We start from the raw sequence: 21111 nt of genomic DNA on the forward strand, positions 1-21111 counted from the left end.
ACAGCACCGTGCTGTCGATCGACCGCATCGCCGCAGACCGGCCGTACTACTCCAGGAAGAATAGGCACCAGGGGATGAACGTGCAGGTCCTCGCCAGGGCGACAGAACCCGGCGTACAGCCCGACTCGTCTGCCGCCACCTGCGACTTTGCCTTGGGAAGGGCCTCCGACCTGCGTCGGAGGCCCTTCCCGATCTCTTAGGAGCTTGCCGTGTTAGGCGGCCGAAAGTCCCTCGGACAGAGCTGAAAGTCCCTGAAAAGTCCCAGGAGCGGAGAGGCGGGGGGCGCCTCTGAGCTGGTACGTCTGCGAAGGGTGCCGGGGATGCGATCAGTTCAGAGCCAATCGATCGATGGTGCGCCAGCGATAGGCGCGGTCTTCGCGACGCAGTTCGACCAGTTCCAGGTGGTCGACCGGGACGCCGACGCTGTCCATGTCGCGGAGCGGGCGGATCGCTTCCCGGACAACGCAGGCATCCGCGGGGCGGTTGCAGTACGCGATGCCGATGTGCGGCCGCAGCACCGCGGTCGGCTTCCGCAAAGGCAGCTGGCATTGCGCGGTGGTGGCGGACAGCTTGGAGTGGAGGTCGAGCACGGGAGTCCACGGGGCGATGCTGTAGCGGACCGCGCCGCGGGATGCGGTCATCGGTATGGCCTGGAGCCGGAACCTGGCTGTAGGTATCGCGGCTGTGGTGGCGAGCAGTGTGTCCAACTGCTCCAGCGTGACGTCGTCGGTGGTGCCGATCCGGCCGAGGGTCAGGTGCAGACCGTCCGCGTCGATGGAGTCGAAGTTCAGGTTTCGGATCTTGTCTTGGCAGTGTCGAGCGTGCTCGGCGAGCGCCGATTCGGCGGGGAAGCTGAGCATCCAGTAGTAGGCCCGCGTCGATGGAGTCCACCCAGCCCGGTCCCAGTGGTTACTCATCTCCTGCACCCGGTCGAAGGCCGCCCAGTCGTGTGTCGCGATGACCTCGGGGTCATCGACGCTCGGCGGCGGGGCGGTGGGAAACGCGCTGGGATCCTCAGTCAGCAGCACTCGGTGCCCTTCTCGTACGGCTATCGCTCAAGCGTGCCATCTTGGCAAAGTTGGTCACCGCTCGGGTTAACGGGGTGGTGTGCCAAGTGCGTAGCGCCTCGGCGTAATCCCTGACGACAGGTAGCTGGTGCCACGATGCTGCACGGGTGTGGAGTTCACCAGCTCGCTGGATGACCGATCGGATCGGCGGGCCACCCCCGGCTTCGAGAACCTGCCTGCCGAGCACCATGGCCTGCTCCACATCCGGCCGAGGCCCTGCGAGCAGAGCAGTGGCCACGTCCAGGCGGACCAAGGCCCGGCTCCAGTCGGAGTCGGACTGCTCTATGAGTTCGTCGACCTGCTCCGCGTACTCGATGACGTCCCGTGTGTTGCCGAGGGCGACATGGGCGGTAGCGGCGTTCGCCAGTGTGCGGGCGATGCTGTACGGGGCGAAAGAGATGCACGGTGTCAGCCCGCCCGGGAGCCGGTGGTTACTGCTGAGGTCCTCGGCCTCTGCGATGGCCCTCTGCGCGCCCACGGCGTCGCCGAGCTTGCCGAGAGCACGTGCTCGGCCGTTAGCAAGCAGCCGGATCGCCTGCGCGTTGTCGCGATCGATGGCCAAGCCGGCATCGGCCCATTCGAGCGCCTGGTCGTAGAGGCCCGCGTAGTACGCGCCCAGAGAACGGGTGCCGAAGATCCACATCATCAGCTCCAGGTCGTCGATCTCCTGGGCGAGCTGGAGGGCTTCGGTGCTGTAGGCCTCGGCGATGGCCTCGTGACCCGCGTTGACCGCCATGTAGCTGAGCAGGCCGGAGGCTTGGGCTGCAAGACGGAAGAGTTCTGCCCGCTGTCCAGGCGGCTGGCGCCCTTCCAGCAGTGTCTGGATGAAATTACGCAACTCGGCAGTCTTGGGGGCGAGTTGGTGCGGACCGTCGGCCTCGTACCGGTCCACTATGGCGCCCACCTGCTGGACCAGCACGGTCAAGGTGGTGGGGTCGGTGTTGGACGAGATGGTCGTGCTCAGGCGCCTCGCCACGTCGAGCGGGCTCTCCCAAGGTTCCCGGGCAGCTGTCTCGCGGACAGGTTCCGGGTGCCGGTGAGCTTCCTCGATCGGCTCGGGAGCGTTCCGAGCAAATAGCTGCGGCAGCGCGTGCGGCGGCACGGCCAGCCGCTCCAGCACGGTCACGATCTTGTCGAAGTTGGTCAGCCGCCTCGAACCGGACTCGAGAGCGGAGAGGAAGGGCTGGCTCAGGCCCGTGAGACGGGCCATCTCCTCTTGCCGTAAGGAGGCCAGCTTGCGCACGCGGGTGAGAGCCGTCCCAAAGTCGCCGTCCCGCAAGGCCATGACGACCTGCGCGTCCTGCCACACGTGGTTAGGCACCCGGACCGGGTCCGGCTCGGCGGCCGTCAGCAACCGGCTGCAAGGGGCACAGCGCGGCTCACGGTTGTACCGGCTCAGCACAAGCCCGCACCCCTCGCACCGTCCTGGTTTGCCTGCCACCGCTACCGCCGCCCCTCCATTGCCACTTTCTTGCGGGCCTTCAAGAGTCTGATCACCCAAGTGATATCACCGCCGGAATGTGCCATCAGCCGGTTCCTGCCACATCGTTGATGGCCACAGCCAGCCCGCATTCCCTGGCCGCTGATCAACACTCAGGTCGTTGCGGACCCCTGCCTGGAAAGGGCGAATGTCAAGACCCTGGCTACAGGAGGTGACTTGTGCCCGACGTTGACACGACGATGCACGCGATCGAGCTCAAGCACGGTCCATTCGGCCGTGCGATCACGAAGCCGTTCGCCAGAACGCGGCGGGCAGTCGACGAACGGTCTCTGCTCAAGGTCTACATGGGGATTGATCCCGAGGGCCGCCGTAAGCGGGAGGTGGAGTCAGTGGAGCGCGCCGCTCACTTGGGTCTGTCGGTCCCCGAGGTCCTGGCCACGGGCACGGGGGAGGACGGATCTTGGACGGTGTTCGGTATGTTGCCGGGCGTGCCCTGTGGGGTGCGTACCGGCCGGGCAATCGAGGGGTACCTTGGTCACGTTCTTAACCTGACCCACCGACTCCACCGGTCTTCGGCCAGTCTTGCACCCGGCCTCGGCTGGGAGAACCGCCACGGTCGCCTTGTGCCCCAACACCGCTTCCTGCTCGACCAGTTCTCTCCACGCTGCCGACTACGACCGTGGTGGGAGGCGTTGACCGAGGCCCTTCAACCGCTTGAATCGCATCCGGTCGTCCACCTGCATGGCGACCTCAAGCCCGAGCACCTCTTGGTCGACGACGACCGAGTGCAGGTCGTGGACTGGGAAGCCAGCGCCCGAGGCCCCGCCGTCGTCGACTACACCGACGTGGTGTTCCACCTTGTACGTGACCTGCTGTACGAGGGCGTGCCACCCCAAGACGTCCCAGTCGGCCTCTTGACCCGGTTGCCGTTCAGCGGTCCTGTGCTGGCCTGGCGCTTGCTGCTCTGGCTCGATCGCCGTCGTCCTGAGGACATCGACCTCGTCACGGCCCGCGAAGTCGGCCGCCTCACGGCCGAGGAGCAGGCTCCAGCTGCCTACGCGGCGTTGGCTCGGACCGTCTCACTCCTGCGTGCCGTCGGCGTACCTCGCTGATTCCTTCGCGCATCGCCCGTCCAGGCGTGCTGACGCCTGCGCTCATTCACCTTTCTGTCCCCCTGAACGGAGTTCGTGATGCCTCGTACGAGCACGATCATCAACAACAGTCACCTCGTCATCGACACCGCCATGGCCAAGCCGGATACGACGACCATCGTCGAGCGGAAGGGCCTCGGACACCCGGACACCCTGGCTGACCACCTCGCCGAGCGACTGTCCCGTGCCTACAGCCACCACACCGTCGCGCGGTTTGGCGCCGTGCTTCACCACAACTTCGACAAGCTCGCCCTCCTCGGTGGGGGCAGCGAGGTCCGATACGGCGCCGGCAGGATGACAGCTCCGGTGCGTGTCCTGGTCAATGGGCGGGCAGCACCCATGTGCGGAGGCGAGAAGATCCCGGTCGAGGAGATCGTCGAGACTGAGGTCAGGGCGTTCTTCGCCGAACGGCTCCCCGAGGTGTCGGACCACCTCGACATCGTCTTCAACATCACCAGCAACTCCAGCCCGGGCGCGGTCCTCACCGGCGACGGGGTCCCGGACCGTACACGCTGGTTCAATCCGCGCTCCGTCGATGACCTGCGGGAGCGGCGGGTGCGGCTGTCGAACGACACCTCACTGGGGACCGGCTGGGCTCCGGAGAACGCTTTCGAGTCGTTCGTCCGTGAGCTGGTGAACCACTTCTCCGGCGAGAGCGTTTTCACTCGCGCCCATGCCTGGTGCGGGTCCGATGTCAAGCTCATGGGCTACTGGGACGGCGATCAGGCCGACGTCGTGCTGTGTGTTCCGCAGAAATCGCGCCACGTCGCCAGCCGGGTCGAATATGTCCGCAACGCGGAGAGCGTCCTGGCCGAGTGCCACCGGCTGGCGGGCCTTCGGCTGCCTGGTGCTCAGGCGCGCTTCCGGCTCAACGCCCGCGACGTGCCGGAGAAGGACGAGTTGTACCTGACCTACACCGGAAGCTCGATCGAGTCGGGGGACGAGGGTGTCGTCGGGCGCGGCAACCGAGTCAACGGCTTGATCACGCCGCTGCGTCCGATGAACCTGGAGGGAGCCAACGGCAAGAACCCCGTTTACCACGTGGGCAAGCTCTACAACATCGCCGCCCAGCGCCTGGCCGAGCGCCTGCACGAGAGCACGAACGGGCACGTGGAAGTGCACCTGGTCAGCACCACCGGGCAGCGCCTCGATCAGCCGTGGCGCATCCTGGTCCGCCTCTCGGCTCCCTACGCCGAGATCGACAAGGTGCAGGCCCTCGTAGCGGAGACGCTGGGAGAGTTCCCGGCGCTGACCGACGAGTTGGTCTCCGACGGGATCGTGCTGAGCTGATGACGAAGCGGACGCTCGGAGAGATCCCCGCAGGGTGCCGACGGCGATTACTTGCGCACTACGGGCCTGCTGCCCAGCGGTGGCTCGATGCCGCGCCGGGGCGGCTGGCACGTGCGGCGGAACGCTGGAAGCTGTCGCTTGTGTCCTATCACGACGCCGGACACGCCTCGGTGATCGCGACGGCGACCTGCCTTGACGGGTGTCCGCTGCTCCTCAAGGCGTGGTTCGATCCCACCCGCTACCGCCGTGAGGTGGACGCGCTACGACTCTGGTCCGGCGGACCGACAGTCGGCGTCGTGGAGGCCGCGGACGACCTGGCTGTCGCCGCACTCGAACTCGTCGGAGGACAACCCGGTGGCGCGGAGTGGCCAAGGCGGGAGATCCAGATCGTGGCTGCGGCCCTCCAGGGGCTGCACGTCTTTGGGCAGCGCAGGCGCCGGCCGGAGAGTCTGCCGCGCCTCGCAGACTACCTCGCGCAGGAAATCCGGCCCCGGATCGAATGGCGGCTACAGAAACTCGATCTCGGCGGCTGGCGCTCCCTCGCCGAAGCCGGGCGCCCTGCTGCCGACCTGGAGGAGGGCCCCCGCCGGGCGACGGTGCTGCACGCGGACCTGTACCGGGAGAACGTACTGTTCGACCGGCTGGGTCACCCCCGGCTGATCGATCCGCTTCCCATGGTGGGTGACCCGGCGTTCGACTGGGCGTTCTGGACCGTCTACTACGACCTGGGGCGCGATACCGACAGGCGGCTGGCCACCGCCTCACGCGTCTCCCGGATTCCCGTCCCGGTGCTCGCACCCTGGTGCCGTCTCCTGGGCGTCGACGGCCTCCTTTTCTACGTGGAGTCCGGCGACCCACGAGCGGACCTTATGGCGGAAGTGCTCACCCACCTCTTGGCGCCAACCTCTTGGAGTGGATCGTGACGACGTACATCCTCCGCCATGGCCAAACGGACTGCAGCAAGCGGTACCTCGTCAACGGCGACCCATCCCAACCCATCCACCTGACCGATGAGGGGCGGCAATCGCTGAGCTTGAGCCGCTCCACTCTCCCCCTCCACACCGTACAGACGTGGTTGACCAGCGAATTCCCGCGTGCCCAGCAGACAGCTTCTCTACTCATGGATGTGTCGGCGGCGGACCTGGTCATCGATCCTCGGTTGAACGAACTCGACTATGGAGAGTTCGAGGGCCGCCCGTTCCTGGAGTACGCGGTCTGGCTTGACGGCCAGGGTCCGGGCGAGCGGCCAGCGGGTGGCACCGAGTCACAGCGCGACGGCATTCGGAGGATGCTCACGGGAGTCCTGGCGGCCCTGGAGCACCCAGGCCCCCGTGTCCTCGTAGGCCACGGCCTTTTGGTCTCCGTACTCCTCTGGCACCAGTGCCGATCGTCGATGGAGGCCATGCCGCTCTTCTTCCCGGAGGCGCCGTACGTCGAGCCGATCGCCATACCCGACGACGAGCTGCCTGACTGGGGCTCGGCGCTGCTGAGCGATCTTGACAGAGATGTTCCCCGAGGTCGCGTCGACCGCGGTGGCGTGGACATATTCCGGATCGACGAGGGCTCGGCGCTTGCTACCGTCGATTCCGTATCCCACCCGCCGGATCAAAAGGATCTTCCTCATGCATGATGCCCGCGCCCTAATCGAAATGGGTGCCGAAGCGGTTCGTCGGCTCGCTCGTCGCGGTTACTCTCTGGACCTGTCCGAGCTGGAGTCCCTCCAGTCTCGTCGAAACCAGAACATCCGTTCGGCTGACGAGCTGCGGGCTGAGTCCAAGCGGGTGGCGAGCGAGGTCCAGCAGACGGCCAAGCAGGGTGGCGACATCTCCAAGCTGAAGGATCGGGCTCGCGAGCTGAAGGAGCAGATCCGGGACATCGAGACCGGTCAGAGCCAGATCGAGGAGCAGCTTCGCGACCTCCTCCTCAGCATCCCGAACCTGCCGGACGAAGCGGCCCCAGACGGCGATTCCGAGGACTTCGCGGTCGAGGTCCGACGGGTCGGTACTCCGCCGGCCTTCCCGTTCGAGCCGAAAGACCACGTTGACCTCGGCGAGGGCATGGGGATCCTCGACTTCGCGCGGGCTACGAAGCTGTCCGGCCCCCGCTTCGCGGTCTCGCGCGGCGCCGGGGCAGCCCTGGAGCGTGCCCTGGCCACGCTCTTCCTCGATCTGCACACTCGTCGGCACGGGTACATCGAGCACGCCGTCCCGTACCTGGTCACCCGCAAGACGATGACCGGCACTGGGCAGCTGCCGAAGTTCGAGGAGGACCTGTTCAAGACCGGCGTCGCCGACCGCGAGCTGTTCCTGATCCCGACCGCCGAGGTGCCGCTGACCAACCTCTACGCCGACGAGATCATCCCTCCGGCCGAGCTGCCGCTGGCGCTCACGGCGCACACGCCGTGCTTCCGGTCCGAAGCAGGCTCGTACGGTCGTGACACCCGGGGCCTGATCCGCCAGCACCAGTTCGCCAAGGTCGAGATCGTCCAGATGGTCGACCCGGTCGACGCGGACGCAACGCTGGAGACGATGGTCGGCCACGCCGAGGCGTGCCTGAAGGAACTCGGCCTCGTCTACCGCGTCGTCAAGCTGGCCGCCGGTGACACGGGCTTCTCAGCGCAGCTCACGTACGACATCGAGGTCTGGATCCCGAGCCAGAACACGTACCGCGAGATCTCCTCGGTCTCCAACTTCGGCACTTTCCAGGCCCGCCGGGCCAACATCCGGACCCGCGGCGAGGACGGCAAGCCCAAGCTCGTCGCCACCCTCAACGGCTCCGGCCTCCCCGTCGGCCGCACCCTGGCCGCTCTCCTTGAGCAGTGCCAGCAACAGGACGGCTCCATCGTCCTGCCCGCATCTCTCGTCCCGTACCTCGGCTTCCGCCGTATCTCGGCGGACGGAACACCGGAGGCATAACGTGCTCGTCGGCGTCTGCGACTTCCCCAGTAGCTACGCCTTTCCACCCGCCGGTTACGGCGGGATCGAACGATGGCTGTGGGCGGTCGCCGTAGGCGCCCGAGCCGCAGGCGCCGACGTACACCTCCTCGGGCCGGGCTGGCTCACGAACCTGGAGAACGACTGGGTTCGTCGGCCGGTCCGCCTGGAGGACACCACCACCGGGTCGCTCGCCTCGCGCGATCTCCGCAGCACCGGATACGACCTCCTGGTCGTGGGGCACGAATACCCGTCGCTGCCGGCCTGGACGCGTACCTGGAACGACCTGGACTGCGACGTTGCCACGTTCCAGCACTCGCCCGTCTTCGAGCACGCCGATGCGGCCTTCGACGGCAAACGGTCACGGCTCTACTGCTACTCGCCTGAGATGGTCGAGCGGTACGCAGACCACCAGCCGATCCCTGAACTCGCTGTACACCTCGGCCTGGACGAGGAAGAGCCGCCGGCCGTCGCCGGTGACGACCTCGTGTGGCTCGGCCGCATAGACGAGGAAAAGGCGCCCCACATCGCTGTCCGAGCCGCCCAGATCCTCCGCCGCCGGATACAAATCGTCGGCCCGGTCTTCGACCAAGCGTATGTACAACGCCACGGACGCCTCTTCAGCGCGGACCACGTGAAGTGGGCCGGTGAACTCGGCGGTCCCGCCAAGACCGCCGCCATCCGCGACGCCTCCGTCTTCGTCTACACCTACGCCCGTACCTACGTGGAGGCCGGCGCCGCCGTTTTCGGCGAGTCCCTCCGCACCGGCACCCCTATGGCTGCGCTCACATGGCGCGAGGGGACCTGCGCCGAGGCGGCCCTGTGTGAACGGACAGGCGTGATTACGGTGGCCGATGCCGACGAGGACGACGAAACCGCTGCGGAGCTTCTCGCCCTCGCGATTGAGCAGGCCGAAGAACTCAACCACACGGAGACCCAAGAGATCGGAATGCATCGCTTCGATCCGGCCCGCCACTTTACGGCGATGTCGACTCGGCCATGCTGACGAGCGGTCTCGGAGAGCTTGCGCCCGGTCCGCCGACCGATACAGAGGGCCGCTTACCTGCGGTCCTGCGCCAAGCTCTGGGACCCCACTGGGAGTTCACCATCGCCGACGGGCGGATTGCAATCGAGCACGCCCAGAGAGGCTCGCCGTACCGTCCGCCCCGCCAAGCCCCGTCGTGGGAGGGGCTGCTGGCGGAACTGAAGGCAAGTTTCGCCGCCCAGGGCGTCCCGCAGGACGCCTGCCTGCCACTTCGGTGGGGCCGCGAGACCGAGCTGACGATCTCGGCCGTCCAAGCCCTCGACCCCCTCCTCAAAGATGGGCGTCCGCTGACCTACCGCAGCGGCTTCCTGCCTCAGCCTGTTGTCCGTTTCACCGGGCAACGCGACGCATCGGGCGACCTCCGGGATGGATTTCTGACCTCGTTCGTCAACGTTTCCCGTGTCCAGCCAATTCAGCGCATGGACGAATACGGTGTGATCCTGGATGGCTGGCTCAGTGTGCTGTCGCGATTGGGTTTCCACGCGCGCCACATCAGCGTCCAAGGAAAGCTGGCAGCATGGCGACGTCGCCAAGTCGAAGGCGTCACCCTTCGCTTCAACCATCTCGACCTGTCTCTCGGCGACATCGTCCTTCTATGGAACGCCGACAACCCTGCGCGAATGGCGGTAGACCTCGGCACCGGATTGGAGCGGTTGGCCTGGGCACGTACGCGGCTGGGGTGGATGGACCTCGTCTTCGGCAGGTTCGCGCCCCTGGCGCCCCCACCGACTCTGGACGCCGTCCGCACCGCCACTCTCCTCCTCGCGCACGGCATCCGTCCCACCGCGCGAGGGGCTGGCGGAATCACACGCCGGGTGATCGGAACGATCGACCCTGATTCGGCGAGGTTGGGCGTCAGCTCCCTGGTTCGTGCCTCGTATCGCTATTGGCGACTGTTCGGTGAGCCGAATGTCCCATGGCCAGCCGTGGCCATGGCGATTGAGGAGGAGCTCGGCACTCCCTCTCTGTCAAAGTAGATCGAGTCAGGCATACTGGATGATTTATTGAGTCGAGGGCGGAGACGCGAGTGCCGGTATCACTCATGTAATACGGGAAGTTGAGGCCCCCTGGCGGGCAGCTGTCATCAGTTGCGGTCGTGGGTCGTTTTGACGATCGCGTCCAGGAGCCGTGGGACGTCTTCGAGACTGTCGAGGACCACGTCGGCTCCGGCCGTGGAGAGTTCGGCGGCGGTGGTCTTGCCGGATGCGACTCCGATCACAGGAGCGCCGCCTTCAAGCCCGGTACGGACGTCTTCGAGGGAATCTCCGATGATGACCGTGTTGGAGCGGCTGAAGGTGGTGGTTCCGTACTTGGCCTGAGCTCGCTCCTGTGCGACGGCGACGAGAGCTGGGCGGTGGTCGTCGTCCGAGGAGTATCCGCCGATCTCCGTGTCAAGGAACCCGTCGAGGTGGAACGCTTCGAGCTTCAGCAGTGCGTTGGGCTTGAGGTTTCCCGTGACGACGGTAGGAACGCAGCCCGGTTGTGCGTGCACGGCCTTGAGCGCGTCCACGGCGCCAGGCAGGAGCACGCCTCGCTCACGAAGGTCGTCGACGTGCGCGGCGAGACGCCGCGGCAGGAGTTCCACCATGCGCGGCACCAGGCCGGGGACGTCTGCCTCGGGGACGCCGTTGTCCAGGAGCAGGGACCGAATCGCGAGGGGCATGGTGACGCCGGTGCCGCGGGCTGGAAGGTGTTCCACGGGACGTCCGACGATCTCCGTGAAGGTCTCCCGGTACACCTGCCGGTCGATGTCACCGACGTACAGCAGGGTACGGTCGATGTCCCACAGCACGAGAATCTGCCTGGCGTCGGTCAAGTTCGGCTCCCTGCTGCTGCCATGGTGGCGCGTCGCTCCAGTACGTCTTGAGCGTACGGGCTGTGGGCGACGGGGCGGAGTTGTTGGATCACGCTCGTGACGTGACTGTCGAACCGTGCCGACTGAAGATTCTCGGCGAGGTCGAGGACCTCGTGTGCCGTGGCGCAGCCGGCTTCGAGGTCGCCCTGCTCGATGTGGGCCGTTGCGGCTCGGGAGAGGAACAGACCTCTGGTGCGGTGGTCCGCCGGGTTGAGTGCCTTCCGGGCCTTCGCGAAGCTGGCGACGGCGCCGCGGGCGTCGCCGAGGTCCAGGTAGCAGCTGCCAGCCTGTCCGTGGATCTCGCCCTCGTTGATCCAGTACAACCACTCGCGGTCGTGCTCTGAGCGCCCTTGAGCGCAGAGTTCAGCTGCCCGTCCCAGCGCGGTAGGCGTCGCTTGCCGCTCGCCGAGTTTCGCGTGTCCGCGGGCCTGTCGGGTCAACAGCATGGCTTCGAGGGCGGGCGTGCCGAGCTGCTTGATTCTTTCGCGGGCTCGTCGTGCTGCGGTGACAGTGTTGTGCGGTGCCCCGGTGGAGTAGCCGTGGATGGGCATGTAGGACAGTGCGTCGGCGCCGAGCCGGATGTCTCCTGAGGCCTTGGCTGCACGGAGCGCGGCATACAGGTATCCGAGCGTTCGGTCGCGCTCGCCGGAGTCGAAGGCGAACCATCCTGTTTGAAGGCGGTGTCGGCGATGATCGCGGCGAGCCGTCTGCCTGTCGCCTCGTCGTACGAGGTCTGTTTCACGAGGCCCTTGAGTAACTGCAGGTGCGCGTCGCCCAGCTCCGTGAGGGTGCCGCTGCCGTCGCTCGCGTCCATGGTCCGCAGGCTGTCGGTGGTGCGCTGGAGGCCATCGAGCAGTTCGTGGGAGAGGCGGCTTCCGCCTGCCGAACGGTGGAGGGGTTCGGTTTCGGTGATGTCCCGTTGGTTCACGAAGGCGGTAAGCGCTATGGACATAAATGCCTGGCTCAGGCCGGTGAGTTGTGCCATGTCGTCCTGCCGAAGGGCGCCGCGTAGTCGGATCAGGCGGCTGGCTCGGCCGAAGTCCCATGCCGTGAGTGCCTTGCGGACGTCTGGATCGAGCCATACGTGTTCCGGCACGATAGGTGTGTGCTCTTCCAGGACCCTGGAGCGGGTGCATGCGAAACACAGGGTTTCGGTGTTGTAGCTGCTTAGTTGGCTACCGCACCGGGCGCAGCTTCGCAGCGACTGCTGATGTACCTTATGCCTCCCCGTGAGTGAGTGTGCGCAACCTCAATTACTGCTGGTGGAGCGGGAATCACACAAGTGATATCACCCTGGGAATGTGTGCGCGGGATGTTTTGCCGCCAGTGTTGGGGGAGTCCCGCAGTACGACATGGAGACGAACTGGCCGAGAGCATGGTCATTCGGCCGAGCTGGAGCTTGTCGTGTTGCAGGGAACGCGAAGCTGTTGTTGCTCTCTTCCAACGGAGTCTACGTTGTCTTCCGCCACACGAGCGGGGTCGGCCCGGAGCCCGCTCCTGTCGCTCCGTCGCCCGCATGATGCAACCCACCCGTCAGGAGTGCACTGTTGCTGGACGGTGTGCGGTGGCCATTAGTATCTCCGCCGTCGTGCTCCTGGGCATTCTCGTTTTCGTCTTCGTCAGGAAGAGTGGCCTGAATGCGGCGCACGCAATTGTGTGCAGCCTCTTCGGGTTCTTCTTGGCGAGTACCTCGATGGCTCCGAGCATCAACCGGTTCGTCAACGGTGTTGCGGACATGATCGGCCAGATTCGCTTTTGAGGCCGTACATCCTGTGGGCGAGGTGTTTGTCGTTCGCCCCGAACCAGTTCGCGCCATCCATTCTGTGGCTCACTCACCCCCCATCCTTCTGAGGCCCCCGATGACATACGCGATCAATTTGAGAAGCCCGTCGCATCGCACCGTCCGTGTTCCTCAGGCGGGCAGTCCTGTTCCTGCTTCAGAACGTCGTCGTTCCCGGTTCGAGGAGCGGTGATGCGTCTCGTGTATCACCCGGCCGGCCATGACGACGAACTCCGTGTCGCCTTGGTCGAACTGCAGGCGGGACGTTGGAAGACGGCGCGGGGACTGCTGTTGGACACGGGCACGCACTGGACATTGCGAACGTCACGTACCCAGCTCTTGGCGGTGGCGGCAGCCCGATCGGATGTGGTCGGCGTGTGGCTTGCGGAAGAGCCCGGTAGTTACGACGCCCAACTGATGGGGGTTCGCGTGGCCGTCGAGCGGGCCTTGCGTGCGCACCGTCAAGAACATCCACAGACTTTGGAGTTCGAGATGAGGGCGCGGCGTGAGGCCCGGCTGGCGGCTCGTCGTGCGCCGCACGATCCCGTGCCGTGGGTGTGCCTTGTCGCGTTGGCACAGATCGACACGCGGCAGCTGCGCCATGAACATCGCCTGAGGCCCGCCGAGCCGATGCTGCCAGCGGGGCCGTGGGGGCTGCTCTACGAGGTCAACCAGCGTGATCCGTACAACCGTGAGGCCTACCACCGCGTCCTGCAGTTCCTGCTCGCCCTTGAGGGGCCGCGCGCGGCTTCCTTGGCCGCGATCTTTGACTTCGGACGGTGGATCGCGTCGCAGCGGCCCGTCGGATCGCCACTGTTGCTTCTGCCCGCGTACGCGCAGATCGAGCAGCGACGGCGATCGCGGGCCGATCCGCTGTGGCGGCGCCAGTGGGCGCAGGAGTCGACGCTCGACTGCACGTTGAACGCCTTCCACGACTGGTTCCAAAAAACGACGGTCAACCAGTGTTCGGTGGCTGATCTGAACCTTCTCGCCTATGCGTTGTGGGCTGGCCACCAGTATCTGGAAGCAGCCGAGGTCTTCGAGGCGATGGACCCGTATGCAGCCCGTGAGCCGTGGACTTCGGTCCATGACGGGGTCGCGGGACCGGACCCCGGCGAGACGCTGCTCCTTCGAGCACGCGCCGAGTCTCTTTCCTTCGCCCGTACCCACAGGCCGCGCACCGGGCGGCACCCGTGATCAGTATCGGCCACCCACCATCCGCAGATTGGCATGAACCTGCCGAGTGTTTCACTTTCTCTGAACCTAGGAGCTGTCCATGTCTCGTGTGAGTCCCACCCACCGTGCGGTGCCTCGAAAGCCGGACGATACGTATCTGCGGGAGCTCGGCTACGAGCCCGTGCTGACCCGGCGCATGGGGCCGTTCGGGAACTTCGCGATCTCCTTCTCCGTCATCAGTGTCCTGTCCGGATGTATGACGCTGTACGGATTCGGCCTGAACACCGGCGGTCCCGCCGTGATGCTGTGGGGCTGGGTGCTCATCGGTGCCATGGTGATGTTTATCGGTGCCTCGCTGGCCGAGGTGACCTCCGCCTATCCCACATCTGGAGCCCTGTACTACCAGGCGGAGCAACTCGGCGGCCGCAAGTGGGGCTGGTACACGGGCTGGCTGAATCTGCTTGGGTTGCTCGGCGCGATCGCCGGCATTGACTACGGGGCCGCCCTGTTCACCGGCGCCTTACTGAACCTGCAGTGGGGCTTCGAGCCGACGCCGGGCAAGATCATGATGATCTACGTGTGCATCCTGGCCCTGCACGCCACCTTGAACCTGTTCGGCGTCCGGCTGGTCAGCATTCTCAACAACATCAGCGTCTGGTGGCACCTGGGCGGCGTCATAGCGATCGTCGGCGCACTGGTGACCGTGCCCTCCCACCACCAGTCCGTCGACTTCATGTTCGGCGAGTTCGTCAACAACACCGGCTGGTCCAGCCCCCTGTACGTGGCGGTGCTCGGTCTGCTGCTGGCCCAGTACACGTTCTGCGGCTACGACGCCTCCGCGCACCTGTCGGAAGAGACCACGGACGCCCAGGTGTCCGCACCCCGCGGGATCATCCATTCGATCGGATGGTCGTGGCTGGCCGGATTCGTCCTGCTGGCCGGGCTCACGTTCGCCATCCAGGACTACGCGGGCACCGTGGGGACAGCCACGGGCGTCCCGCCGGCACAGATCTTCCAGGACGCCCTGGGCCTGGCCGGGGCGAAGGCACTGCTCCTGGTCGTGATCATCGCCCAGTTGTGCTGTGGCAATGCCGAGACCGCTGCCGCCTCTCGGATGGTGTTCGCGTTCTCCCGCGACGGGGCGCTTCCGGGCTCGCACCTGTGGCGGCAGGTCGACCGACGCACCGGTACCCCGCGCAAAGCCGTGCTGCTGTCCGTCGTGTGCGCTGCCCTGCTCGCCCTGCCGAGCCTGTACAGCCCGGTCGCGTACGCGGCGATCACCAGCATCAACGTGGTCGGCATCACGCCGGCGTACGCCCTCCCGATCTACCTGCGTATCAGGAACCGGGACCGGTTCCAGCCCGGTCCGTGGAACCTCGGCCGCTGGGGCGTGACGGTCGGCACGATCGCCGTCATCTGGGTGGTGTTCGTGACGGTGCTGTTCTGCCTGCCCCAGACCCGCCCCGGCGGCGCCCTGGTGTCCGTCGAGACCTTCAACTACGCGCCGGTCGCTTTGCTCGTCGTCCTTGCGCTGGCTTGGGGATGGTGGCGCAAGCAGGGCAGCTCGTACGAAGTCCCGGCGCAGAACTTCGACCGCTCCGCGAGCACGTACGAAGACGAGGTCGTGTGATGACGGGGGCCGCGACGAGCAACGGCGCTCTGGCGCGCCTCAGCGCGGCAGCCGCTCCTGCTTCGGACGGGCGCTCGGAGAAGGCATTCTCGCTGACTGACCTGCGGAACCTCGTCAAGGCCGGCGCGATCGACACCGTGCTGCTGGCCGTTCCTGATCTGCAGGGCAGGCTGAAGGGGAAGCGGTACGACGCGAACCACTTCCTCAGGCGCGTCGCACATCAAGGCGCCGAGGTATGCGCCTACATCCTGGCCACCGATCCCGAGATGAGCCCGGCGGACGGCTTCGCTCTGACCTCGTGGGAGACCGGCTACCAGGATCTGTCCGTGCAACCGGCTCTGGCGACCCTGCGCGTCGTGCCGTGGCTGCCGCGCACCGTCGTCGTGCTCGGCGACGCCGTGCACGACGACGGAACACCCATCGAGATCGCGCCTCGCCAGATCCTCCACCAGCAGATGACCCGGCTGTCCCGGCACGGTCTGCACCCCAGGGCAGGGATCGAAACCGAGTTCGTTCTTTACAAGGGCACGTACGCGGACGCGGACCAGGCCGGCTATCAGGGCCTGCGGCCGTTGACGACGGGGAACCTGGACTACGCCCTCGACCACGACCCTGTGTCCGACCAGTTCTTCCGACGTCTTCAGCGGGCGCTGGCAGGCGCCGGGATGCCCGTCGAAGCCATCAAGACCGAGGCCGGCCCCGGACAGGTCGAGGTGACCTTCCCGTACGGCGGCGCACTCACCGCCTGCGACCGGCACCTGCTCTTCAAGCACGCGGTGCGCACCCTGGGCTCGCGCGCCGGTCTGGCACCCACGTTCATGGCGGCCCCGGAAACCGGCCGAGCCAATGGCCTGCACCTGCATGTGTCGCTGTGGTCGAAGGCCATCAGCCAGCTCAACGAGCCCGGCAGCGAACACGAACTGTCCCGGACCGGTCAGCATGCCGTTGCGGGTCTGCTCGACGGCTTGCCCGAGCTGACCCTGTTCTACGCGCCCAGCGTCAACTCCTACAAGCGGTTCACGCCCGGCTCGTTCGCACCGACCACCTTCACCTGGGGCCACGACAACCGCACCTGCGCGGTCCGCGTCGTCGGCCGCGGCGAAGGCCTGCACCTGGAGATCCGTGTGCCAGGTGCGGATGCCAACCCGTACCTGGCCCTGTCTGCGGTCCTGGCGGCCATCGACCACGGTCTCGAGCGGAGGCTCGCCCTTGGTCCCGAAGAGACCGGTAACGCCTACCGCGCAGGCGGTCCCCCCGTTCCGTCCACTCTCGGCCAGGCTCTGACCGCCTTCCAGAACAGCGCCCTCGCGCAGGAAGCCTTCGGCGCCGAGGCGGTTGAGCACTATGCCCGGCTCGCCCGACTGGAACTCGACCACGACCAGCGCCTGGTCACCGATGCCGAGCGGCAGCGGTGGCTGGCCCGGGCCTGACACCCCCTCTCCCCAGAAAGGATCTACACCCGTGAGTGCCCGACTGACTCGCCCTCCCGCGACGCTGCTTGATCTCACACCGGCACAGCTTCGGATCGCCGACAAGATCGCGCAGGGCCGGAGCACCGAAACGATCGCCTCCGACCTTTCGGGCCCGTGAACTGTACGAACTCCTCTAACTGCCCAACGACGAGACCTACGTGAACACCATCCGAAGCCGCCTGGACCGACTCGTCCGCCAAGGCATCCTCTCCCAACCCGGACGAGGTATCTACCAAAAACGGACTTAACGTTCTTCCAGAGCCCTCATGCCGATGCGCTGGAGAGAGTCTCGACTCGTTGATCCCTCCAGCGACATCTCTTCGCTGAGAACTTCCGGATGAGTTTCGACCATCAACCTGATGCCATTCCGAAGCTGCTCAAGCGTCAGTCCTCCCATTGCGCTGCTCAGTTCGAAGGAGTCGGCGTCATCCGTGATCCGGGCATTGCGCAGCACTCTCAACTGCTCGTCGCTGAACAGCCTGGCCTTCAGGGCCGCGACAAGGCGCTCTCGCGCTTCTGTGCTACTCATATCGACTCGATGTTCTTCGGCCGGGGCTTCGACCGCGGCGTCCGCCGCAACGGCTGCGGAGCGGCTGTCGTCCTTGCGGGCTCTGGCGACTCTGTCCCACGTCGACTTCACGACCGGGAGCGCCTGCTGGTTCCACCACGCCCTGGCCTGGGGCGCGATCCTCTCCGTCCACTTGGCGATGGAGTAGAGAAGCTCCAGGAGTTCGATGATCTCCTCAAGCTTCAGCTGCTCATCGTCCCGTGAATCCGACGCGCGCTCATCGGTGACGTAGACGAAGACCGGCGGCGGATCCGGGATCGAACCGGCTTCATCCTTGTCGTCATCGCCGACGGGAAATAGCGTGGCATGCGTTTCGAGATCATTCGTCTCGACGTCGCGCGCAAGCGAGCTGTATCCACCGGGAGTTCGCGACTTCGAAAGGCGCGTTCCGGCTGGATACTCGACCCACATCTTGATTCGGGTTTTCTCTCCGGCGGATGCGATCGGTTCTTCCAGAGCCATGTCCCAACGGTACTTGCGACCACTGACGATTTCACCCGGATCCATCGATGATCTTGAGCCGGGCCAACCGGTCGCCGGTGTTCCCCGCTGTGATCGCCAACGCCGAGACAGCCGCCGCTGATCCACGCCGGTTCGCCCTGAAGTAGTAAAACACCGCCGACCACGGCGGCAGGTCATGAGGCAGATGGCGCTACTGGCAGCCCTGCGGTTCTGGTCGAACAGCGCGTTCACCGCCTTGCGCAGGTTGTAGGAGCCCGCACCCCCGCTTGCCAGCCGTGTGCCACCCGCTCCAGTTTCCACGCCGTGACCGGCGGTTCGATCAACGCTCACTGATTATCTGTCAGGTCACTGAGATACTCCTGTCGTTCCACGTTTCCATGGCATCGCCCTCGTCCCGGCAGGTGCCCCGAACCTGCGGGTAACCCTCGCTTACAGGCGACGTCAGACCGTCAAGAACAGGACTTAACGCCCTCTCGGATTAGGCACATCCCGTGCCGGAAACCCGCCGACCTCATGACTAGGTCAGGACGGGCAGTGAGGCCAGCCCGCGCACAAGGCGGGTGCGCCGCCGGTCCAGTTGATCAGGCGATACGGCAAGCCGGATCCCAGGGAAGCGGGACAGGATCGCGCGCAGGGCGATGTCGGCTTCGGCTCTGGCGAGGGGAGCGCCGACGCAGCGATGGATGCCGTGGCCGAAGCTGAGGTGGCCGGCGGCTTCCCGGTCCAGATTGAGCTGGTCCGGCGAGGGGAATCGCTCCGGGTCTCGGTTGGCGGCTCCAAGAGCGACCATTACCGGGACACCGGTGGGGATCTTGGCGCTGCCGAGCGTGACGGCTTCCGTGGTGAATCGGAAAGTGGCCGTGCTGACGGGCGAGTCGAAGCGAAGCAACTCGTCCAGCGAGGCAGGGATGTCCTTCGGGTTGCTGCGCAGGCGCTCCAGCTCGGCTGGGTGCTGGAGGAGCGCCAGGGCGGCGTTGCCGAGGAAGTTGGTCGTGGTCTCATGTCCGGCGACGAGCAGCAGCACGCTCAGGGAGACCAGCTCCTCCTCGCTGAGGCGGTCGTTGCCATCGCGCGCTGAAATGAGGCGGTCGAGGAGAGAGCCACCGGGTCGCAGGCGCTTGGCGGCGATCAGGCCGGTCATGTAGTCGGCCACGGCGTGCGAGGCCGCGTCGATGAGGTCGGGCTTTCCGGCGGCGAACAACTCGGCGGACCAGCGCTGGACCTCGGGCCGGTCGCCCTCCGGGACCCCCAGCAGTTCGCAGATCACGATGATTGGTAGGGGCACCGCCAGGCCGGCGACGAGGTCGACCTGCTCGCCGACGGGCCACTCGTCCAGCAGCGCGTCGGTCACCTGGGCGATGAACGGCCGCAGCTCGGCGACAGCGCCCGTCGTGAAGGCATTGGTCACCAACTTGCGCAGGCGGGTGTGCTGGGGTGGATCGCTGGCCAGCATGTTGTGCGCGACCGCAGGGTGCAGACGGCGCCTCGACCCCTTGTTGGCGAAGAAGGCGCCCGTGTTCTTCGAGAGCCGCGGGTCGCTGAGGGCTTGTCGGGCCTCCGCGTATCCGGTGACCAGGTAGCTGCTGTGCCCGTTTGCGCCGGTGGGAACGGCCTGCACGGGGCACGCGGAGCGCATGGCCGCATAGGTGGGATAAGGGTTGTGCAGGAAGCGAGGGTCTTGGATCGGGTTGTCCATGCTGTCAGGCTCCAACTGGTTCCGGGTGGCCGTCGCCGGCGACACGCACCGGGACGTGGTGCACGTAGGCATCGGTGACCTGTAGAAGCCACTGCGTGTCCGCGCGGAGGTCCTTCCGCGAAGCGGCGTCCACCGCCGACGGCGCAGCGACGTCGTCGACGAGGTGACCGACCTGCAGCGCGGCCAGCGCTGCCTTGACGACAACGGCCTCGATGATCGCGGCACCTTCATCCGTTCCGGCGTCGACAGTTCGCTGGGCGGCCTCTTGGACGAGCTGGGAGCGGTAGGGCCGAAGGGCGAGGATGCCGTCGCTGATCTCGATGACACGCCGTTGAAGGCGGAAGTCGGAGTCGCTCGCCGCCTTCTCGTCGAGGCCTCCTGATGGCAGAACGATTTCCGGCATTGCGGCCGAGAGGTCCTGCCAGAGAGGGCCGAGCGCGTTGAAGGAGCGCACCTCCCAGCGGTGGAGGCGGGTCTGACTGATCGGATACACCACGGCGGGCATTGTGAGGCCGAGGCAGATCAGCAGCACGGCGAGCGCTGGGGAGGTCACGCTGAAGACGCAGGGCGATGTGACCAGCGAGGAGCACTGCGCGTGGTCGGGTATGAGGTGAAGGCCCAAGCCCAGAGAGAAGAGGACCGTGAGCTTGTACGCGGCGTAGACCAGGGCGAACGCGCAGCCCGCCGCTGCTATCCGGAGACCGATCCGAACGCTGCTTCTGCGGGTCGACTTCGACTGCCGCACGGCCTGCCGCAGAAAGTCGACGATGGCGAAGCCCAGGTAGGAGATCAAGACGAGCAGGTAGAGCGCGTACACCTGCGGGGAACGGTGCGTCATCTGCTCGTACACGAACAACACCGTCATGCCGAAGACCGAGGCGGCGAGGAGGACGAGGCGCAGGTGGATGCGGCGCCGCGCCTCCGCAGGTTGCAGATTGACCTGGAAAGAGACAGCGAGGACCGAAGTGGCAGCCGACAGAGAGGCGGAGTTGCTCAGGAGCCGAGCCACGTGCGGCACGACTGCCTCAACCGCGTTCTCGAACAGCGGCGCGTAGGAGGCGAAGGCCAGGGCGAACGAGGCGAGGAGAGCACCCATGGCCCACGTTCCGGCGGGGCGAGGTGTGCCCCGACCGAGGACCCAGTAGCTGGCAGCTGCTGCGAGTAGGCAGGCCATGCCAAGAAAGAGGGCATTCATCGTGAGCGGAATCGACCTTTCTTGATGGGCTGGGCGAAGAGTGCATCCCAGCTATCCGATCCTTTTTCGGGTTGACGGGAAGGGGATTCACGTTCGCGGTAGATGCGCTGGCGAATGATGGTCGCCATCAACTCCGCTTCCCGTTCGTCGGCCGTCGAGTAGCTCGTGCGCCCCGACATGCGCATCACCAGCGTGGGATTCACTCCGAGGGAATGAGCCGTTTCGGCGTCGACTTCTAGGCTCCCTGGATGGTCGCAGTACACGTGGCACAGCTCATGCGTGAGAATGTGCCGCTGGTGATGCACGGAAGTCCCCTCCTCGTAATAGAGAAGATCGACTTCCGGCATCTC

20 protein-coding genes and 1 pseudogene are annotated in these 21111 nt (G+C 66.1%); 13 read left to right on the plus strand and 8 right to left on the minus strand.

What is annotated here, in order from left to right; translation table 11 throughout:
• Positions 1-95, plus strand: a pseudogene (locus ACIBA9_RS16865) (IS5/IS1182 family transposase); the annotation flags it as partial.
• Positions 96-326: 231 nt separating this feature from the next.
• Here ACIBA9_RS16865 and ACIBA9_RS16870 read toward each other — a convergent pair.
• Entirely contained in the window at positions 327-1028 is a 702-nt protein-coding gene (locus tag ACIBA9_RS16870; protein WP_399363632.1) for a 2'-5' RNA ligase family protein, read from the minus strand.
• On the minus strand, positions 1015-2376 hold the full coding sequence (locus ACIBA9_RS16875; RefSeq protein ID WP_399363634.1) for a helix-turn-helix domain-containing protein: 1362 nt from the start codon (positions 2374-2376) through the stop codon (positions 1015-1017). Before ACIBA9_RS16875 ends, ACIBA9_RS16870 begins: the two co-directional genes overlap by 14 nt.
• Positions 2377-2726: 350 nt before the next feature.
• Between ACIBA9_RS16875 and ACIBA9_RS16880 the strand changes: the two genes are divergently transcribed.
• From ACIBA9_RS16880 to ACIBA9_RS16910, 7 genes are all read left to right on the plus strand, one after another.
• Positions 2727-3620, plus strand: a complete 894-nt coding sequence (locus ACIBA9_RS16880) for a phosphotransferase (protein ID WP_399363635.1) — start codon at positions 2727-2729, stop codon at positions 3618-3620.
• Between the two features lie 78 nt (positions 3621-3698).
• Complete coding sequence (locus ACIBA9_RS16885) at positions 3699-4949, plus strand: methionine adenosyltransferase (RefSeq protein ID WP_399363637.1); 1251 nt, start codon at positions 3699-3701, stop codon at positions 4947-4949.
• Positions 4949-5872 (plus strand): aminoglycoside phosphotransferase family protein, encoded by a 924-nt coding sequence (locus ACIBA9_RS16890; protein ID WP_399363639.1) that lies wholly within the window; start codon positions 4949-4951, stop codon positions 5870-5872. Before ACIBA9_RS16885 ends, ACIBA9_RS16890 begins: the two co-directional genes overlap by 1 nt.
• A complete protein-coding gene (locus tag ACIBA9_RS16895; protein WP_399363641.1) occupies positions 5869-6579 on the plus strand; it encodes a histidine phosphatase family protein in 711 nt (236 codons plus the stop codon). The genes ACIBA9_RS16890 and ACIBA9_RS16895 overlap by 4 nt, the downstream gene beginning before the upstream one ends.
• A complete protein-coding gene (serS, locus tag ACIBA9_RS16900) occupies positions 6572-7864 on the plus strand; it encodes a serine--tRNA ligase (RefSeq protein WP_399363643.1) in 1293 nt (430 codons plus the stop codon). The genes ACIBA9_RS16895 and serS overlap by 8 nt, the downstream gene beginning before the upstream one ends.
• A gap of 1 nt (position 7865) precedes the next feature.
• Positions 7866-8888 (plus strand): glycosyltransferase, encoded by a 1023-nt coding sequence (locus ACIBA9_RS16905; protein ID WP_399363645.1) that lies wholly within the window; start codon positions 7866-7868, stop codon positions 8886-8888.
• Positions 8882-9904: a hypothetical protein gene (locus ACIBA9_RS16910; RefSeq protein ID WP_399363647.1), complete on the plus strand. Its 1023-nt coding sequence runs from the start codon at positions 8882-8884 to the stop codon at positions 9902-9904. Before ACIBA9_RS16905 ends, ACIBA9_RS16910 begins: the two co-directional genes overlap by 7 nt.
• Before the next feature lie 107 nt (positions 9905-10011).
• Here the strand turns inward: ACIBA9_RS16910 and ACIBA9_RS16915 are convergent, their stop codons facing one another.
• Entirely contained in the window at positions 10012-10743 is a 732-nt protein-coding gene (locus tag ACIBA9_RS16915; protein ID WP_399363649.1) for an HAD family hydrolase, read from the minus strand.
• 101 nt (positions 10744-10844) lie between these two features.
• Between ACIBA9_RS16915 and ACIBA9_RS16920 the strand changes: the two genes are divergently transcribed.
• On the plus strand, positions 10845-11126 hold the full coding sequence (locus ACIBA9_RS16920; RefSeq protein ID WP_399363651.1) for a hypothetical protein: 282 nt from the start codon (positions 10845-10847) through the stop codon (positions 11124-11126).
• Between the two features lie 92 nt (positions 11127-11218).
• Here ACIBA9_RS16920 and ACIBA9_RS16925 read toward each other — a convergent pair whose 3' ends face one another.
• On the minus strand, positions 11219-11878 hold the full coding sequence (locus tag ACIBA9_RS16925) for a hypothetical protein (RefSeq protein WP_399363653.1): 660 nt from the start codon (positions 11876-11878) through the stop codon (positions 11219-11221).
• A 468-nt stretch (positions 11879-12346) separates the two neighbouring features.
• Between ACIBA9_RS16925 and ACIBA9_RS16930 the strand changes: the two genes are divergently transcribed.
• The 4 genes from ACIBA9_RS16930 to ACIBA9_RS16945 all read left to right on the plus strand — a co-directional run bounded on the left by ACIBA9_RS16930 (position 12347) and on the right by ACIBA9_RS16945 (position 16798).
• Positions 12347-12541: a hypothetical protein gene (locus ACIBA9_RS16930; protein WP_388967310.1), complete on the plus strand. Its 195-nt coding sequence runs from the start codon at positions 12347-12349 to the stop codon at positions 12539-12541.
• Positions 12542-12754: 213 nt separating this feature from the next.
• On the plus strand, positions 12755-13759 hold the full coding sequence (locus ACIBA9_RS16935) for a hypothetical protein (RefSeq protein WP_399363655.1): 1005 nt from the start codon (positions 12755-12757) through the stop codon (positions 13757-13759).
• Between the two features lie 79 nt (positions 13760-13838).
• Positions 13839-15368, plus strand: a complete 1530-nt coding sequence (locus ACIBA9_RS16940) for an amino acid permease (protein ID WP_399363656.1) — start codon at positions 13839-13841, stop codon at positions 15366-15368.
• Complete coding sequence (locus ACIBA9_RS16945; RefSeq protein WP_399363658.1) at positions 15368-16798, plus strand: glutamine synthetase family protein; 1431 nt, start codon at positions 15368-15370, stop codon at positions 16796-16798. Before ACIBA9_RS16940 ends, ACIBA9_RS16945 begins: the two co-directional genes overlap by 1 nt.
• Before the next feature lie 286 nt (positions 16799-17084).
• Here the strand turns inward: ACIBA9_RS16945 and ACIBA9_RS16950 are convergent, their stop codons facing one another.
• The 4 genes from ACIBA9_RS16950 to ACIBA9_RS16965 all read right to left on the minus strand — a co-directional run bounded on the left by ACIBA9_RS16950 (position 17085) and on the right by ACIBA9_RS16965 (position 21108).
• Positions 17085-17870: a hypothetical protein gene (locus tag ACIBA9_RS16950; protein WP_399363660.1), complete on the minus strand. Its 786-nt coding sequence runs from the start codon at positions 17868-17870 to the stop codon at positions 17085-17087.
• Between the two features lie 517 nt (positions 17871-18387).
• Positions 18388-19566, minus strand: coding sequence for a cytochrome P450 (locus ACIBA9_RS16955; RefSeq protein WP_399363662.1), 1179 nt, complete (start codon positions 19564-19566; stop codon positions 18388-18390).
• Between the two features lie 4 nt (positions 19567-19570).
• A complete protein-coding gene (locus tag ACIBA9_RS16960) occupies positions 19571-20761 on the minus strand; it encodes an MAB_1171c family putative transporter (protein ID WP_399363664.1) in 1191 nt (396 codons plus the stop codon).
• Positions 20758-21108 carry a hypothetical protein gene (locus ACIBA9_RS16965; RefSeq protein WP_399363666.1) on the minus strand — a complete coding sequence of 117 codons (351 nt, stop codon included), beginning with the start codon at positions 21106-21108 and terminating at the stop codon, positions 20758-20760. Before ACIBA9_RS16965 ends, ACIBA9_RS16960 begins: the two co-directional genes overlap by 4 nt.
• Positions 21109-21111: the final 3 nt, after the last annotated feature.

Source organism: Streptomyces sp. NPDC051452 (genome assembly GCF_044454765.1).
Lineage (GTDB): Bacteria > Actinomycetota > Actinomycetes > Streptomycetales > Streptomycetaceae > Streptomyces.